19 protein-coding genes are annotated in these 15,318 nt (G+C 59.5%); 9 read left to right on the top strand and 10 right to left on the bottom strand.

The features are described 5' to 3' along the window. Positions 1-78: 78 nt before the first annotated feature. Positions 79-1,518, bottom strand: coding sequence for an aldehyde dehydrogenase family protein (locus M3465_RS06035; RefSeq protein ID WP_249500794.1), 1,440 nt, complete (start codon positions 1,516-1,518; stop codon positions 79-81). 130 nt (positions 1,519-1,648) lie between these two features. Here M3465_RS06035 and M3465_RS06030 point away from each other — a divergent pair, with 130 nt between their 5' ends. Then, positions 1,649-2,302, top strand: a complete 654-nt coding sequence (locus tag M3465_RS06030) for a peroxiredoxin (RefSeq protein ID WP_249500793.1) — start codon at positions 1,649-1,651, stop codon at positions 2,300-2,302. 51 nt (positions 2,303-2,353) lie between these two features. Here M3465_RS06030 and M3465_RS06025 read toward each other — a convergent pair whose 3' ends face one another. Genes M3465_RS06025 through M3465_RS06010 form a run of 4 tightly spaced genes read right to left on the bottom strand, consistent with a single transcriptional unit; the run spans position 2,354 to position 5,277 of the window. After that, positions 2,354-3,280, bottom strand: a complete 927-nt coding sequence (locus M3465_RS06025) for an OmpA family protein (RefSeq protein WP_249500792.1) — start codon at positions 3,278-3,280, stop codon at positions 2,354-2,356. Continuing rightward, positions 3,252-3,824, bottom strand: a complete 573-nt coding sequence (locus tag M3465_RS06020) for a peroxidase-related enzyme (protein ID WP_249500791.1) — start codon at positions 3,822-3,824, stop codon at positions 3,252-3,254. The genes M3465_RS06025 and M3465_RS06020 overlap by 29 nt, the downstream gene beginning before the upstream one ends. Beyond that, positions 3,821-4,558, bottom strand: coding sequence for a GNAT family N-acetyltransferase (locus M3465_RS06015; RefSeq protein WP_249500790.1), 738 nt, complete (start codon positions 4,556-4,558; stop codon positions 3,821-3,823). The genes M3465_RS06020 and M3465_RS06015 overlap by 4 nt, the downstream gene beginning before the upstream one ends. Next, a complete protein-coding gene (locus M3465_RS06010; protein ID WP_249500789.1) occupies positions 4,555-5,277 on the bottom strand; it encodes a competence/damage-inducible protein A in 723 nt (240 codons plus the stop codon). The genes M3465_RS06015 and M3465_RS06010 overlap by 4 nt, the downstream gene beginning before the upstream one ends. Before the next feature lie 144 nt (positions 5,278-5,421). Between M3465_RS06010 and map the strand changes: the two genes are divergently transcribed. From map to M3465_RS05985, 5 genes are all read left to right on the top strand, one after another. Beyond that, positions 5,422-6,237, top strand: a complete 816-nt coding sequence (gene map, locus M3465_RS06005; RefSeq protein WP_249500788.1) for a type I methionyl aminopeptidase — start codon at positions 5,422-5,424, stop codon at positions 6,235-6,237. Positions 6,238-6,246: 9 nt separating this feature from the next. Beyond that, positions 6,247-6,915 carry a hypothetical protein gene (locus M3465_RS06000; RefSeq protein WP_249500787.1) on the top strand — a complete coding sequence of 223 codons (669 nt, stop codon included), beginning with the start codon at positions 6,247-6,249 and terminating at the stop codon, positions 6,913-6,915. A gap of 88 nt (positions 6,916-7,003) precedes the next feature. Further along, positions 7,004-8,089: a histidinol-phosphate transaminase gene (hisC, locus tag M3465_RS05995; RefSeq protein ID WP_249500786.1), complete on the top strand. Its 1,086-nt coding sequence runs from the start codon at positions 7,004-7,006 to the stop codon at positions 8,087-8,089. Then, the gene (locus M3465_RS05990) at positions 8,086-8,997 is read left to right on the top strand and encodes a prephenate/arogenate dehydrogenase family protein (RefSeq protein ID WP_249500785.1); all 912 of its coding nucleotides are present in this window, start codon (positions 8,086-8,088) and stop codon (positions 8,995-8,997) included. The genes hisC and M3465_RS05990 overlap by 4 nt, the downstream gene beginning before the upstream one ends. Positions 8,998-9,233: 236 nt before the next feature. Continuing rightward, on the top strand, positions 9,234-9,905 hold the full coding sequence (locus M3465_RS05985) for an extensin-like domain-containing protein (protein ID WP_349305026.1): 672 nt from the start codon (positions 9,234-9,236) through the stop codon (positions 9,903-9,905). Positions 9,906-9,907: 2 nt separating this feature from the next. Here M3465_RS05985 and fliP read toward each other — a convergent pair whose 3' ends face one another. From fliP to fliF, 4 genes are read right to left on the bottom strand one after another with little or no spacing between them, the layout of a single operon-like run. Then, positions 9,908-10,633: a flagellar type III secretion system pore protein FliP gene (gene fliP, locus M3465_RS05980; protein ID WP_249500872.1), complete on the bottom strand. Its 726-nt coding sequence runs from the start codon at positions 10,631-10,633 to the stop codon at positions 9,908-9,910. Between the two features lie 6 nt (positions 10,634-10,639). Further along, positions 10,640-10,936, bottom strand: a complete 297-nt coding sequence (locus tag M3465_RS05975) for a FliM/FliN family flagellar motor switch protein (RefSeq protein WP_249500783.1) — start codon at positions 10,934-10,936, stop codon at positions 10,640-10,642. Then, positions 10,929-11,531, bottom strand: a complete 603-nt coding sequence (locus M3465_RS05970) for a FliH/SctL family protein (protein ID WP_249500782.1) — start codon at positions 11,529-11,531, stop codon at positions 10,929-10,931. The genes M3465_RS05975 and M3465_RS05970 overlap by 8 nt, the downstream gene beginning before the upstream one ends. Next, on the bottom strand, positions 11,528-13,108 hold the full coding sequence (gene fliF, locus M3465_RS05965) for a flagellar basal-body MS-ring/collar protein FliF (RefSeq protein WP_249500781.1): 1,581 nt from the start codon (positions 13,106-13,108) through the stop codon (positions 11,528-11,530). The genes M3465_RS05970 and fliF overlap by 4 nt, the downstream gene beginning before the upstream one ends. A 124-nt stretch (positions 13,109-13,232) precedes the next feature. Here fliF and M3465_RS05960 point away from each other — a divergent pair, with 124 nt between their 5' ends. From M3465_RS05960 to M3465_RS05950, 3 genes are read left to right on the top strand one after another with little or no spacing between them, the layout of a single operon-like run. Beyond that, positions 13,233-13,724, top strand: coding sequence for a flagellar basal body-associated FliL family protein (locus M3465_RS05960; protein WP_249500780.1), 492 nt, complete (start codon positions 13,233-13,235; stop codon positions 13,722-13,724). A gap of 9 nt (positions 13,725-13,733) precedes the next feature. Then, positions 13,734-14,087, top strand: coding sequence for a hypothetical protein (locus tag M3465_RS05955; RefSeq protein WP_249500779.1), 354 nt, complete (start codon positions 13,734-13,736; stop codon positions 14,085-14,087). Further along, on the top strand, positions 14,084-14,692 hold the full coding sequence (locus M3465_RS05950; protein WP_249500778.1) for a MotE family protein: 609 nt from the start codon (positions 14,084-14,086) through the stop codon (positions 14,690-14,692). Before M3465_RS05955 ends, M3465_RS05950 begins: the two co-directional genes overlap by 4 nt. A gap of 315 nt (positions 14,693-15,007) precedes the next feature. Here M3465_RS05950 and M3465_RS05945 read toward each other — a convergent pair whose 3' ends face one another. Then, positions 15,008-15,289 (bottom strand): hypothetical protein, encoded by a 282-nt coding sequence (locus M3465_RS05945; RefSeq protein ID WP_249500777.1) that lies wholly within the window; start codon positions 15,287-15,289, stop codon positions 15,008-15,010. Positions 15,290-15,318 lie beyond the last annotated feature (29 nt).

The raw sequence follows: 15,318 nt of genomic DNA, 5'->3' as shown, positions 1-15,318 counted from the left end.
ACCAGTGGCCAGCGGTGGTATTTGAGTACTTGGAACGAGAAGAAGCGGGGGCCAATCGGCCCCGTTCGCAGCAGCTCCCTATTCGGGCGACCATCCAGAAACGGATTTGACTTCGAGGAAATCCTCGATTCCCCAGACGCCACCCTCACGCCCGTTGCCGGATTGCTTCATTCCGCCGAAGGGCGAGCCGGCGCTGCGGCTTTGACCGTTCATCTCGACCATGCCCGAGCGCAGGTGGCGCGCGAGGCGGTTGCGGCGGGCGCCATCTTGGCTCTGGACGTAATTGGTCAGACCGTAGGGCGTATCGTTGGCGATACGTACGGCTTCTTCTTCAGTGTCGAAACGCATGATTGACAGGACCGGGCCGAAGATTTCCTCGCGGGCGATTGTCATGTCATTGGTGACATCGGCAAAGACGGTTGGCCGGACGTAGAAGCCCTTGTTCAACCCTTCGGGTCGCCCGGTTCCGCCAGTGACGAGCCGTGCCCCTTCGTCGATGCCCTTTTGGATCAGATCCTGAATTTTCTGCCATTGGGTCGCGTTGACCACGGGGCCGATGTGGCGGCCCTCGGCGGAGGCCGGGCCGACAGAGACCTGCGAGGCAACCTCGCCGGCCTGTTCGACGACATCGTCATAGATCGGCGCTTCGACCATCATGCGGCTGGGCGCGTTGCAGGACTGGCCGGTGTTGTTCATCATGTGAAGCACGCCGCGTTTGACGGCCTGATCGTCGGCATCGGCGAAGATGAGGTTCGCCCCCTTGCCGCCGAGTTCCAGATGCACACGCTTGAGCGTGTCGGCGGCGGATTTGGAGATCAGCTTGCCGGCGCGGGTGGAGCCGGTGAAACTGACCATGTCCACATCCTCGTGCGCCGAAAGCTGGCTGCCGACACCTGCACCGTCGCCGTTGACGAGGTTGAACACCCCCTTGGGGAAGCCGGCCGCGTCCATCATCTCCGCAAAGAGCAGCGCATTGAGCGGGCTTTCCTCGGAAGGCTTGAGCACCATGGTGCAGCCAGCGATGGCCGCTGCGCAGACCTTGAGCGTGACCTGGTTCATCGGCCAGTTCCACGGAGTGATCAACGCACAAACCCCCACTGGCTCATAGATGATGCGGTCGTTCGGCGCGTGACCGCCCAAGGGGCGTTCAAATTCGAAACTGCGTGCCGCGGTAAGGAAGTTCTTGATGTGGGACGCCCCGGCGCCGACCTGGCTGGAGCGTGCCATGTCGATCGGCGCGCCCATCTCCATGCTCATCGCCTGAGCCATCTCCTCGGACCGGGATTTATAGACGTCGAGCAACTTTTCGACTAGCGCAATTCGGTCTGCCGGCGGGGTGAACATCCACTCGTGAAAAGCGTCTTTGGCCGCGGCGACGGCGGCATCGGTATCGGCCTGACCGCCGAGGGAGATCACCGCGCAGGGCTCCTCCGTCGATGGATCGATGACGTGATGATCGCGCCCCTCGATAGGATCGACCCAAGAACCATTGATATAGAATTTGCGTTTCTCGATCATCTCATTCCGCTCCGGCTCGATATGTCGAAGGGCACTCTGGCACTCCGCCGTGCGCGCCGCAAGGGGGGTGCAATAGCCTTGGCAAGAGCATATGTAGACGCCAAACCAATCGACCAGAAGGAGACCTGACATGGCCCTGCGCATCAATGATGAAATTCCGAATTTGACCGTGGACACCGATCAGGGCAGCATCACGCTGCATGACTGGATCGGCGACAGCTGGGCGATCCTTTTCTCGCATCCGAAAGATTTCACCCCCGTCTGCACAACCGAATTCGGCGCGGTCGCGCGGCTCATGGACGAATGGGAAAAGCGCAACACCAAGGTCATGGGTATATCGGTGGACAGTGCCGAGGAGCACACGGCGTGGAAAAAGGACATCGAGTCGACCTCCGGAGCAAAGGCGCCCTTCCCGATCATCGCGGATGAGGATCTGACGGTTGCCAAGAAATTCGACATGCTGCCGGCGGAATATGTGCTCCCCGATGGACGCACCCCCGCCGACAGCGCAACGGTGCGGGTCGTTTTCATCATCGGGCCGGACAAGAAGCTGAAACTCTCGATGACCTATCCGATGAATGTCGGCCGCAACTTCGCGGAAGTGTTGCGGGCACTCGACGCGCTGCAGACAGCGGCGAAGGAGAATATCGCAACCCCCGCTGACTGGCAGGTCGGTGAGGATGTGATCGTTCCGAAGGCAGTGAGCGATGAAGAAGCCAAGGCGAAATACGGTGAGATCGAAACCGTGCTGCCTTATCTGCGAAAGGCCAAGCTGCCAAGTTGAGCTGTTCGCTCGCGCCGGGAGCCGTGACACGGCTCTCGGCGGGGCAGCGCTTCATTCGACCGAGATCAAAACCGCCTCGACCCGTCTGTTGGCATCTCGTCCGGCCTCGGTCAGATTACTCGCGCGCGGCGCAAGGTATCCGACGCCATCCGCGTCCACCTGCGCCACCGGCACGCCCGCGCGCGTGAGATAGTCCCGTGCCGCAGCAGCGCGTTGACGGGACAGCGCTATGTTCGCTGCAAGCGAACCCGTTGCATCTGTATGTCCGACGAAGGTGATTTGCCGTTCCGGGTTCCGGAGCAAGTAATCAGCGAGCGTGTCGAGAGATTGCACATGGTCGCCGCCGAGAGCGAACGAGCCGGTCGCAAAATCGAGATCGTTCAGAACCGCATGTCCGACGGTTTCCAACCGCGCGACAAGATCACTCGGGTCGTTCGAAGAGAGCAAAGGTGCGGTGGCCACCACCGATACGCCCGACGGGCCGACGTCGATCATCTGAACGAAAACGGTATCGCCGTCGCGACTGACCATCAGGGTGATCGCGCGCTCCGCTTTCGGGCCCTTGGCGGACAGGAACCTGTAATCGGTCAGATCGACATACATCGCGGGCGCGCGGAGAACCTCGGTCGCGAAGCGGAAATCGAAACCGCCGCAGGTTCGGGCGGTGCATTCGAAAATGATATCGTATCCGGCATCGACGAGTTGCTTTCGAAGCGGCGCCATGACCTGTCCGGTGGTCAAGGTGCCGGAAATGCTCCAAGCGCGGCGCTGGACGCGCCCTTCGAGCGATGCGACCGGAAGCCCGTTCGCTTCGGACCACGCTCCGATCGGAAGGTCGTAGGAACCCGCTTCAGTCAGGCGCGCTACGGTTTCTTGCGCCGAGAAGGGCAGAGCGAGATCGAGCGCCGCCGCCGGCGCGCCAAAGACAGCGGCGAGAAGTGCCAGTCCGCTAGCGCGCCTGAGCGTGATACTCTTCATTGGGGTGCATATCCGTCGCGCTCGCAACGCGATTTGTCATGTTGAAGAACGCGGCAACATTGATGATGTCCCAGATGTCGCGTTCGGAAAAACCCGCGTCGCGCAAGGCTTCGCGATCGAATTCGGCGATCTCGGCGCTGGATTTGGTGATCTTCTCCGCGAAGGACAGCATCGCGCGATGGCGGTATGGCAGATCGGCGACGCGCCAGTTCATAACGAGCATTTCACCGAGTTTCGGATCGCCCGACATCTCGCGCACCGCCGCCCCGTGTGCGGTCAGGCAGTAGTAGCATTTGTTGACCGCGCTGACGACGACGGCGATCATTTCGCGTTCCAGTTTGCTCAGGCCGCTCTCCGACAGCATCAGCATGTTATACATGCCGATGAACGCGTCGAGTTTTTCGATATCGAACGCATGGGCGCGCAGGACATTCGGAACCATCCCGAGCTTTTCCTGACAGAGGTCGAAATATTTGCGGGTCTCTTCCGGCAGCGGATCGACGGGCGCGAGATCGAGAGCGGTGGGCTTTACGGGGTCGGTCATTCCAAATCGCCTGAGTTGGGCTGGATGCGGTAATGATACTGTCCCACAACCTGCATATCGAGGGAAGTATAGAGACCGATGGCTGCGTCATTGGCTTTCTTACAAAGAACGGCCATCGAGTTCGCGCCATTCTCGGCGGCCCAGAAGGCGGCGCGGCGGATCATCCAAGCGGCAAGCCCCTTGCGGCGATGCGCGCTGGCGATCTCGATCGCATGGACGAGCGCGATGCCTGCGTGGATCGCACAGAACGCAGCGCCCGCCGGCTTGTCGTCGATGCGGCCGAAGATCGAGGTTTTCGGATGCGCGGCCCGCTCCATCACCGCGATGCGCGCATCGTCGATACCGCCCGCTTGCCAGATGTCACGCATCACGGCGAGGGGCTCCCAAAGCGCGAAGGCGGTGACGCGCGGGATCGGAAGGTCGGTCAGTTTCGCCAGCGGGCACCACCAGATATCGACGGGATCGATCATCGCGTAGCCGCGCGCTTCGAGTGCGAGATCGAGATCGGCCTCGCCTTCGCGTATCATGAACAGCGGCGCTTGGCCCAGAAGGCGCATCGCCGCCTCGGCAGCGGCAAGATCGTCTGCGCGCCACGCGCTCTCGGCTGTCGCGGCGCTCACCCGCTTGCCGCCACCCGCTCCGTTGCGCAGCATCCATGGCCCCGCGTCGATACGCTCCGCCGGTGGCCAGGTGGCATCGGCCGCGGCATAGAGCGCGCGGATATCCGGGGTCATGTGCCGAATGCCTCGTTGACCTTCGACATCGCGGCATCGACACGCGCCCCGTCAGCGCCCCGGATCACGACATTCGAGCCATAAACACCGTCTGTCTGATAGGGGTATGAGCCGATGGAAAGATCGGGAAAATCATTCGCGATTTCTGCAAGCCGTCCGGCGATGTCGCCCTCGCCGCGCTGGACGCGCAGGGATTGCGACAGGAGCGGTGCGCCGCCGGCCAGTTTGGGCAGGACGCTGGCGAGCATCGCCTGAAATACCGATGGCACGCCGGCGAGGACATGCACGTTTCCGATCGTGAAACCGGGAGCGATTGAGACAGGGTTTTCGATCAACGCAGCGCCGTCCGGAATACGCGCCATACGCTTGCGCGCATCGTTGAACTCCATGCCGCGGCTATCGTAATAAGACTGAAGCAGATCGCGCGCATCGTCCCGCACATCGATATGGACGCCGAAGGCGGCGGCGATGCAATCGGCGGTGATATCGTCATGCGTCGGTCCGATCCCGCCTGAGGTGATGACATGATCGTGCGAAGAGCGCAGCGCATCGAGCGCGTCGACAATCGCCCGCCTGTCATCGCTTACGACGCGGATCTCGCGCAGATCGATACCCGCCTTCGTCATTTCCTGCGCGAGGAAATGCGCGTTCGCGTCGCGCGTCCGGCCCGAAAGGATCTCGTCTCCGATCACCAGCATGGCCGCCGTTGGGTTTGGCATGGAGCCCTCCTTGATCCACCGATTTCGTAGGTATAGGCCTCGCTCGGGCGCTTTCAAACCCCTCTTGGCGGGCGCTGTCGGCACCGCTCTGGAAAATCCCGTCCGGGAAGAATAAGTCTGGGATCGAGCTGAAGGGATATTCGCATGAACAATGACGCCGGCGGTCGCCTGACCCGAGAGGGAATTCGAATCCACGACAAGGCCGATTTCGCCGGAATGCGCAAAGCCGGCGAACTGGCGGCGCGGATTCTCGATGCCGTGGCCGATCATGTGTTCGTCGGGCAAACCACAGGCGCCATCGACGACTTCATCCGCAACAGCGTGGAAGACGCCGGGGCGACATCCGCGACGATTGGCTACAAGGGCTATGCCCATGCCAGCTGCATCAGCGTGAACCACGTGGTCTGTCACGGCATCCCCGGCGACAAGAAGCTCAAGGACGGCGATATCCTGAATGTCGACGTGACGGTGATCGTCGATGGCTGGTTCGGAGATACGAGCCGCATGTATGTCGCCGGCAAACTGTCGAGGAAAGCGGAGCGACTGATCCAGGTGACCCATGACGCGCTGTTCAAGGGGATCGAGGCAGCCCGGCCCGGCAATACTTTCGGCGATATCGGCCACGCGATCCAGAGCCATGTCGAAGCCAATCGCATGTCGGTCGTGCGCGATTTCTGCGGCCATGGGCTGGGGCGGGTCTTTCACGCGCCGCCGAACGTGCTGCATTACGGCCGCCCCGGAACCGGGCCCCGACTCGAAGACGGTATGTTTTTCACGATTGAACCCATGGTCAATCTCGGCCGGCCGGAAACGAAGGTGCTGGCAGATGACTGGACGGCGGTGACGCGCGACAAGTCGCTTTCCGCGCAATTCGAACACTCCATCGGCATCACCTCGGATGGCTGCGAGGTCTTCACACCCTCCCCAGCGGGCCGCTTCCACCCCACCTTCGAGACCTGACGGCTGCGGATGGGCGCGCCGCTCCGCATTCTTTCGATTGGCGCCAGTTGCATCAACCGGTTCCAGTTTCAGCATTTCATCGAACGTCACCCCGAAACGGCGCCCGCCTTCCTCCGTGGCCTCTTCGATTGGAACATCGCGTCTCTCGACGCGAGTTTGCGCGCCCTCCGGCTTGCCCGGAACGGCGCATTGACGGAAACGCTTGGCGATGCGGAACGCTACCGCATCGCCTGGGACACGCTGATCGTGAACGGCTCCTTGCCGGAGTTCTCCTTTTTTCGTGAGGACACCCCCGAGCAGCTGCTTGCCGATCCGGTGCGACGCACCGATTTCCTCCAAAAAATCGCGCATCTTTCTGCCCCTTTCGCCACGCCGAAGCGCGGGCAGCGAACGCATCTTGTTTGGTCGAACATCCAGCCGAACCTGCCGGACACAGTCGAAAACGTCATCCCGTGGGAGAGCTTTCGGCTGACCGAGCCGCGATATCGAGAAGCCCGCCGTTTGGGCTGCCAGATATTCGGCGATGATACGACGTTTACATTCATAGCCGCGCCGCCTGATGCGGCGCACGAAGTAAATGCGCATCGCGATGTGTTTCTTGTCGATCTTCCTCGCGGGAGCGATTACGAAGGCCCGCCGGGGCTTTTCGAACCGTTCTTGCAAAAGGTTCTTGCGTGACCGTGACAACAGGTCTGCCGACAATCCGGTTTGCCGCTTTCCCTGACCGGCGCTGCCCGCTAAACCCTGTGCCAGAGCGGAGGCGCAGATGACGAAGATCACACCACAACCCGGCATCATGGACATTGCCCTTTATGTCGCCGGTTCATCCCATATCGACGGGGTCTCCAACGTCGTCAAGCTAAGCTCGAACGAAAATCCGTTCGGGCCGAGCCCGACGGCGCAGGAGGCCGTGCGCCGTGCCGTTCTCGATCTTCACCGCTATCCTCCGACCGATCATGCCGGCCTGCGCAACGCCATAGCCGAGGTCTATGACCTCGATGCCGAGCGGATCGCATGCGGCGTCGGATCGGATGAATTGCTCAGCCTGATGAGCCAGGCTTACGCCGGGCCGGGCGATGAGGTTGTCCATACCGAACACGGATTCGCGCTTTACAGGATTTGTGCGCTGGCCGCCGGCGCGACGCCGATCGAGGTTTCCGAACACGAGCGGGTCACCGACGTCGACGCGATACTCGCCGCTTGCACCGAAAAGACCCGGCTGGTCTTCATCGCCAATCCGAACAATCCCACCGGCACGATGATTGGGCTTGCCGAAATCGAACGGTTGGCGGACAAGCTGCCGCCCCGGGTTCTTCTTGTGCTGGATGGCGCTTACGCCGAGTTCGTCGAAGGCTATGACGGCGGCGCGCGGCTTGTCGAAACGCGCGAGAATGTCGTAATGACGCGGACCTTTTCCAAGATCTACGGTCTTGGCGGTCTGCGGATCGGGTGGTGCTATGCCCCGAAGCCAGTGATCGACGTTATCAATCGCATCCGCGGCCCGTTCAACCTGTCATCGGCCGCCCTTGCCGCCGCCGAGGCTGCGGTGCGAGATACCGCCTATGTCGAAAAATGCCGCTTGGAAAACGCGCGTTGGCGCGCTTGGCTCGCCGAAGCGCTGGCGGGTCACGGCGTGCCGTCCGATACGTCCATGGCCAATTTCATTCTGGCGCGCTTCAGCGATGAGAGTGAAGCCGAGGCCTGCAATCAATACCTGCAAAAGCAGGGGCTTATCGTTCGCCAAGTTGGATCCTACAACCTGCCTTATGCGCTGCGCATCACGATCGGCGACGAAGCCAGCTGCCGCCGCGTTGCGCATGCCATCGGCCAGTTTAAGGCGGGCGAACGATGAGCCAGATTTACGAGCGCGTCGCCTTGATCGGTCTTGGTCTGATCGCATCCTCGATGTTCTGGGCGATGCGGCGCAGCGGCGCGGCCGGGCATGTCACCGGGTATGCCCGCAGCTCTGAAACGCGCGATACCGCCCGCCGCATCGGACTATGCGATACGGTTTGTGGCAGCGCGACCGACGCGGTGAAAGGCGCGGACCTCGTGGTTCTGGCCGTTCCGGTCGGTGTCATGGGTGCGGTCGCGGCGGAGATCGGCCCGCACCTCAAACCGGGCGCGACCCTGACGGATGTGGGCTCTGTCAAGACGCGCGTAATCGAAGATGTATCACCGCATGTCCCGGACAACGTACATTTCGTTCCGGCCCACCCGATCGCAGGAACCGAACATTCCGGCCCGGAATCCGGGTTCGCCACCTTGTTCGACAATCGCTGGTGCCTGATCGTGCCGCCAAACGATACCGACAGCGATGCTGTTCAGCGGCTCGAACGGTTTTGGCGAAGCCTCGGTTCGCATGTCGATGTTATGGACCCCGAACATCACGATCTGGTCCTGTCGGTCACATCACACTGCCCGCATCTAATCGCCTATACAATGGTTGGCGTCGCGGATGATCTTCGCCGTGTGACGGATAGCGAAGTCATCAAATACTCGGCAGCGGGATTTCGTGATTTCACACGCATCGCCGCTTCGGACCCGACGATGTGGCGTGACGTTTTCCTCAGCAACAAGGACGCGACTCTTGAAATTCTCGGTCGCTTTACCGAAGAGCTTTTCGCTCTCCAACGCGCGATCCGGCGTGGAGATGGGGATTTCCTTTATGATTATTTCACCCATACCCGCGCGATCCGACGTGGTATCATCGAAGCCGGGCAAGACACTGACGCCCCGAATTTCGGACGTTCCCGATAGGAGATGGGATGCGCGGATTGCGAATATCTGGTTTGTTTGCAGTAATCTGCGCCATTTCTTCGGCTGCGCTTGCCGATATCTCGGTCCCGCCGGCAGCACCGGGTCAAGCCCCCGTTTCGTCAGCGGTTCGCGCTGATCCCCCATCTTCCCTGCGGCCTCGTGCACGACCGGGTCTACTGGAAGCTGCGCTGGCAGACCAGTTGGCGGCAAGATTTCGCAGGCCGGAGGCCCCGCGCGTGATCAAGGATCGTGATTTACTACCCGTTCAGGGGCAAATGGCGTTCGCAGCCTCCTCTTCGCAGGCAATCGCGGCGTCGCTCAAGCCGTTTCGGCGTCCGGATTCTGTCGTCTTAAAGGCGATGGCGCAACGTCAAAAGCGCATCAAAGGTGCTGTTTGCGGTGATCCTGACCTTCAAGGCGAAGCAATCGGCACGGTGCCGGGTCGCATCTTCGGGTGCGGGATCAAAAGCGCCGTGCGTGTCAAATCGATCGCCGGTATCGATCTTAGTCAAAAAGCGGTAATGGACTGCACAACCGCGCAAGCGTTCAAAAGTTGGATCCGCAACGGTTTGAAGCCTGCCATCGGCGATGCTGGCGGCGGCGTTGCGGAAATTCAAATTGCCGCTCATTACGCCTGCCGAACACGGAACAACCAACGCGGTGCAAAGATCAGCGAGCATGGCAAGGGGCGCGCCATTGATATCACCGGTGTCCGTCTGCACGACGGACGGAACATTTCAGTGCTCGAGGGGTGGCGGCGGAAAGGCACGGCGGCCATTTTGAAACGAATTCACCGCAGTGCCTGCGGTATCTTCGGCACCGTCCTCGGGCCCGATGCCAACCGGTTTCACCGGGATCATTTCCATTTCGACACGGCTCGATATCGTAGCGGTTCCTATTGCCGTTGAAGCTATTGATAGGATCGAACCAGACTTTCCGCAACAAGCGACCACCCGTTGGCCACGACAAAAAAGGCCAGCTTGAATGGCAGAGAGACGATCGCGGGCGGAACCATCATCATGCCCATCGACATCAAAACAGCTGCGACGACCAGATCGATAATCAGGAATGGAACGAAAATCATGAACCCGACCTGAAAGGCGCGTGCAAGCTCCGACAACAGGAAGGTAGAGATCAGGATAGAAAGCGGTGTTTCCGGGCCCGGTTCAACCAGCTCCACGTCGGATCGTATTCGAGCCATCGTGGCGAAAGTATCCGGATCCACCTGTGCGGCCATGAATTCGCGGAACGGCTCGAACCCTCGCCTGAAACCTTCCTCGGTTCCAATCTCGTCGTCCAGCAGTGGTTGAACTCCTTGCGACCAAGCCTCAAGGAGGACCGGCTCCATGACGAAAAAGGTCAGGAAGAGGGCGATGCTGACGATCAGCATGTTCGGCGGCGATTGCTGCAACCCTATGGATTGCCTCAAGATCGACAGAACCGTGATGATGAACGGAAAACAGGTCACGGTTATCACGATCCCGGGCGCGATGCTCAGTACCGTGATGAGGGCGATCAATTGGATCGTCGTTCCGGTAACCGATCCGCCATCGCCGAAATCCAACGATATGCTCTGCGCTGTCGCCGGTGCCGAGACGATTACCGCGGACCCGAGAGTGGCCAGAAAGACTTTCAGCACGGGTTACTCATGGGGTTTGCCGAAATCGGTGACATCCACGAGCCGCACGCTTAACTGACCTTGACGCTCCCCGGTTTCCGCAATTTCCAGGACACCGGTACCAATCCATCTGTCACCAACATAAAGATCAACCGGATCCTCCACTTTCTTGTCCAGGATCAGGATCGAGCCTTCTTCCAGTTGCAAAAGATCCCGAACAAGTGGACGCGCTTTGCCGACCGAAACGGTAATCTCGATTGGAACGGCGGTGAATGGCGAGTCGGATTGTTGTTTCTGCAAGCTCTCGTTGGCCTTATCCATGCGACTGTACCTTCGGTTTTTCGTGAATGACCTCGTGGACCGCATCGGCGATCTGTCGAATGGTGTCGGCAAGGTCTATCGAAATTTCCCGCTGCCCGAGCCGTAATTCGGCCTGTCCATCCGCAATGTCCGACATTTCGACAACGCTTATCGGCAGAGTTCCGGCAGTGTCATTCACCATTTGGATAACCTGCTCGCCCGCGCCGGGCGCAACGGCAATCTCGATACTGGCGGTGCCGATATCGCGCGAAATGCGAGATAGCTGGTCACAAATATGCGCGCCCAACGTATCCCGCGCGACCGCGGGGAGCATTTTGTTCAGAATCTCATCAAAAAGCGGAACGAGGTTGGACAGAACCTGCGCGTGAACCTCGTGATAGGTAAATGACAGATCCTGCAGGTTCTGTGCAAACTCGCTGGCATGCTGCGCCGTTTCCTCGGATTTCGCCTTGATCGCGTCGTCCCACCCGGCGCGATACCCCTTGTCGAAGGATTCCAGACGTTCCGCCTCAATTGTATCCTCGTTGACGCCGGGGAGGTTTCCGGGCGTCACCACTGTGCCGAAATCCTCCAGATATGTGCTCAACCCTGTCATGGCGCATCCTTCGCACCCGGCTCGTCGAGCCAGCTGCGCAGTATTTCAACGGTTTCGGTACGGCGTTCTTCGATTAGCGCCTTCAGCTTTTCGACCGCATCTTCGGATCCGGGAAGCTCGCCCGGCGATGATGTGTTCCCGGCGAGGGGAAGCGGCAAATCGCTATCATCGGGTTCGATCGTCCCCGTCAGAACGGGAACATCCCCCTCCAAATCAGCGCGGGGAAGTTGCGGCACCGCGCGCGAAGTCATCAGAAGAGGTCGGATGACAAAAAGCCCAAGCACAAGCACGACCACAGCCAGCACTCCGATCTGGATAATCGACATGGCATCCAGTTTTCCCGCGAACCACGGCTCAGATGCGGGCATGGAGCCGAGGGTTTCCGGCGCTTCGAGCGGCATGGATTTCAGCGTGATGACATCGCCGCGCGCGTCGTCATATCCCACTGCCGATGCCACGAGATCGCGCAATGTGCTCAACTCTTCATCGGGTATTGGAACGAAGGTTTCGATGCCTTCCGGAGAGATTTCGGTTGTACCGTTGACGAGAACCGCAACCGTCAAACGTTTTATCGCTCCGGGCGCGCGTATGATTTCACGCGTCGTTTGCGATACCTCGTAATTCAGCCGCTCGCGTGTTTCAGAGCTTTGGCTTTTCCTTGTTTCCGAAGCACTTTCATCGCCATCCGGTAGATTAGAGGCGACCGTCACGTTACCCGAACCCTCGTCCTCGGACTGGTCAGACCTTTCTTCGGTATCCGAACTTATGACGAAACGGCTCTCGGGATCGAACCTTCTTTCCGTGATCGCTTCCCTTTCGTTGACGGTGTCGATACTGACCTCGACCACCGCGTTCCCACGGCCCACGCGTGCTTCAATCAGGCGAAGAACACGATCTTTCAGAAGCTCCGATCGTTCCTGATCGGAGGCCAGAGATACCCGGTCATCATCCGACACCAATCCGCCTTGCGAATCGACGATGGCCACGTCCTCGGGCGCAAGCCCGGATACGGCAGATGCTACGAGATGGCGAATGGCTTGCGCGTGCACCTTCCTGATCGAACCGGATTTCGCCGAGACATGCACCGATGCGCTGGCCGACAGATCGCGGCGAAACGGATTGTCAGTGCCTGGTGCGATATGAACGCGGGCGGTCGATACCTCGGGTGATGACACGATCGTGCGCGCCAGTTCCCCTTCCTTCGCGCGCAGATACGCCGCGTCGAACATTCGGGACGTGGTGCCAAATCCGGTCAGATTGTCGAGTAATTCGTACCCCTGCGCGGAACTGGAAGGTAGCCCTTCGCTTGCAAGCGTCATTCGCAATTCATCGCGCATATCGCCTGAGACAAAGACCGAATCCCCACGTACTTCGAACGGCGCACCGCGCTGCTGAAGGGATTGCACAACTTCACCGGCGGCCGCAGGATCGAGCCCGGAATAAAGCAAGGTCATTTGCGGCTGGGTTACCAAACGGGACATGCCCAGTATCGCGAGAAAGATGGCGACGGTCGCACCTAGGACGATCGCCTTTCTCGCGGCGCTCATCCCGTTCCAAACTGGCAAAATTTGCTGCATTGGATTCTCCGGACCAAAAACATTCTGTTTCTTTCGATTTCCCCCCTTATCGCCCCATCGCGTTAACAATCGGTTAGTGCCTGCCGGGTAAAACGACATTCGAGAAAATCGAAACAGGTGAGTTATGGCGACCACGGCGGAGCCTGAAATCAATGCTGAGGATAAGAAGACGGGCTCGAAACTCTGGCTGATTCTGTCGACACTTCTGTGTTTGCTCGGCGGCGGGCTCGGTTTTTATGGTGTGTGGTCCGGCACGATCCCGATGCCAGGTTCCCAACCCGACGAAACCATGCCCGCCGAGGTGGAAGACCTGCCAGATATCGCCTTTGTTTCAATCCCCACGATTATCGTGACGCTCCCGCCGAACGCAAAAAATGACCATTTGCGCTTTTCCGGCCAGATAGAAGTGCCGGCTGACTATCGCGAGGATGTCGAATTTCTGATGCCCCGAATTCTGGACCTGATGAATGGGTATTTGCGGGCATTGACGGCGGAGGACATCGAGGGACCTGGCGCATTGTTCAGAATCCGGCTCCACCTGTTCCGTCGTATCGTCATGGTTGTTGGATTGGGCAAGGCAAACGGGCTCTTGGTCACAGAATTTATATTGAACTAAGAGGAAAACATGGATCTTGTCGCTGACATCTTGCTGGTTGCGGGCGCACTGGGTGCCGGGCTTTACTGCTTCGTTCTCGCGCGTCGATTGAGCAAGTTCACCGATCTCGAAAACGGCGTCGGCGCTGCTGTCGCGGTTCTGTCTGCACAGGTAACCGATTTGCAAAGCGCGCTGGATGCCGCGCAAAACACCGCTGCACATTCGAGCGACACGCTCCATAGCCTGACAGAGCGCGCCGAAGACGCGGCGAAGCGCCTGGAGCTGATGGTTGCCGCACTCCACGATGTGCCTGCGCAACCGCAGACACCGGCACCGGACAGCCACCACGGACCGGTCTTCGCCCGTCATGGAGATCCAAGATGACGAATGCTCCTGCGAAGCAGCCAAAGCGGCAACCGAAGCCTGCGCGGGGAACGCTTGCAATCATCGGAAGCCTTCTGCTGCTTTCCGCGATACTGCGCATGGCGACGGAAGCAGGACAGGTCATTGCAAGCGAGGCGCTCCGGCCGTCCGAACTTGAGGGAGAACCTATGTCGGAAAGCCCCGATCTGGCCCGCCCGGAACGATTGAAAGCGGCCTTCAAGGCGGTTCAGCGACGCGAAGCACGCGTCGCCGAACGTGAAAGCGAACTCGACCAACGCGAAAAAGAGATTGAGACCGCCGAAATCTCCATACGCGAAGAACTCGGCAAGCTGGAACAGGCTGAGAAAAGCCTGCGCAGGACAATCAACGCTGCATCCGAAGCTGCGGAGAATGACGTGGCTCAGCTAACCGACGTCTATGCCAAGATGAAACCCAAACAAGCTGCTGCCCTGTTCGAGCAAATGGAAGCCAGTTTCGCCGCAGGTTTCCTGGCCCGGATGCCCCCGGAAAACGCAGCGCGCATCATGGCGGGCTTGACACCCGAACGCGCATATCTCGTGAGCGTCGAACTGGCCGGCAGAAATGCAGACATACCTTTAGAATAAACAACTTCGTCCAGTGGAATGCAGATCGAAAACCACGACCATGGCTGCCTTCCCCCGAAGCGCGATATTCATGCCAGAGAAACCTAATGCGTGCCCAAAAACCAACCCCCCAGATTCGAGTGGCCAGAAAAAACAATAAAGAACAAATACCTAGATTAACACCCGAGCGCTGAGAAACCAATAGCGTGCCCAGGAAACCAATTCCGTGCGCAAACTTTTTTACGAATATTGGAAGAATATGTGCGCTGGTCCTCGAAGGCGAAAAGGCCCGCGTCAAGGACGCGGGCCAACACAGCATTGCAAGGTTGAGTGAGCTTATTCCCTCAAGGACGCGATGAACGGATGATCCTTTCGATACATTGTCTCGAAGGCGCTATGGGTGAAAGGGGTCGCGACGCGGTTCTCTTGTGTTTTTGCTACCCAGGCGTCGACAAAATGATCGACAAGAAGCTTGGCGCTTCCCGCGACACGGGCGGCGGCGATTGCATCAATCGTGAGCTTGATGACAAGGCCCCAGCGGAATGCACCGGCGGCGACGAGGCGATGGTAGAAATCTTCATCCAGGATTGCTTCATCGGTCTCAAGTTTGGCACGCACAGCATAGCTCCCTACGATCTCGTGAACCG

The organism is Marivita sp. GX14005 (assembly GCF_023370775.1).
Taxonomy (GTDB): Bacteria; Pseudomonadota; Alphaproteobacteria; order Rhodobacterales; family Rhodobacteraceae; genus Marivita.
This window is presented reverse-complemented; position numbering and strand designations above follow the sequence as displayed.

Bases quoted from the DNA above. Each gene is read 5' to 3' on its own strand.
- M3465_RS06035 (WP_249500794.1), bottom strand. From the start codon at position 1,518: ATGATCGAGAAACGCAAATTCTATATCAATGGTTCTTGGGTCGATCCT.
- M3465_RS06030 (WP_249500793.1), top strand. From the start codon at position 1,649: ATGGCCCTGCGCATCAATGATGAAATTCCGAATTTGACCGTGGACACC.
- M3465_RS06025 (WP_249500792.1), bottom strand. From the start codon at position 3,280: ATGAAGAGTATCACGCTCAGGCGCGCTAGCGGACTGGCACTTCTCGCC.
- M3465_RS06020 (WP_249500791.1), bottom strand. From the start codon at position 3,824: ATGACCGACCCCGTAAAGCCCACCGCTCTCGATCTCGCGCCCGTCGAT.
- M3465_RS06015 (WP_249500790.1), bottom strand. From the start codon at position 4,558: ATGACCCCGGATATCCGCGCGCTCTATGCCGCGGCCGATGCCACCTGG.
- M3465_RS06010 (WP_249500789.1), bottom strand. From the start codon at position 5,277: ATGCCAAACCCAACGGCGGCCATGCTGGTGATCGGAGACGAGATCCTT.
- map (WP_249500788.1), top strand. From the start codon at position 5,422: ATGAACAATGACGCCGGCGGTCGCCTGACCCGAGAGGGAATTCGAATC.
- M3465_RS06000 (WP_249500787.1), top strand. From the start codon at position 6,247: ATGGGCGCGCCGCTCCGCATTCTTTCGATTGGCGCCAGTTGCATCAAC.
- hisC (WP_249500786.1), top strand. From the start codon at position 7,004: ATGACGAAGATCACACCACAACCCGGCATCATGGACATTGCCCTTTAT.
- M3465_RS05990 (WP_249500785.1), top strand. From the start codon at position 8,086: ATGAGCCAGATTTACGAGCGCGTCGCCTTGATCGGTCTTGGTCTGATC.
- M3465_RS05975 (WP_249500783.1), bottom strand. From the start codon at position 10,936: ATGGATAAGGCCAACGAGAGCTTGCAGAAACAACAATCCGACTCGCCA.
- M3465_RS05970 (WP_249500782.1), bottom strand. From the start codon at position 11,531: ATGACAGGGTTGAGCACATATCTGGAGGATTTCGGCACAGTGGTGACG.
- fliF (WP_249500781.1), bottom strand. From the start codon at position 13,108: ATGCAGCAAATTTTGCCAGTTTGGAACGGGATGAGCGCCGCGAGAAAG.
- M3465_RS05960 (WP_249500780.1), top strand. From the start codon at position 13,233: ATGGCGACCACGGCGGAGCCTGAAATCAATGCTGAGGATAAGAAGACG.
- M3465_RS05955 (WP_249500779.1), top strand. From the start codon at position 13,734: ATGGATCTTGTCGCTGACATCTTGCTGGTTGCGGGCGCACTGGGTGCC.
- M3465_RS05950 (WP_249500778.1), top strand. From the start codon at position 14,084: ATGACGAATGCTCCTGCGAAGCAGCCAAAGCGGCAACCGAAGCCTGCG.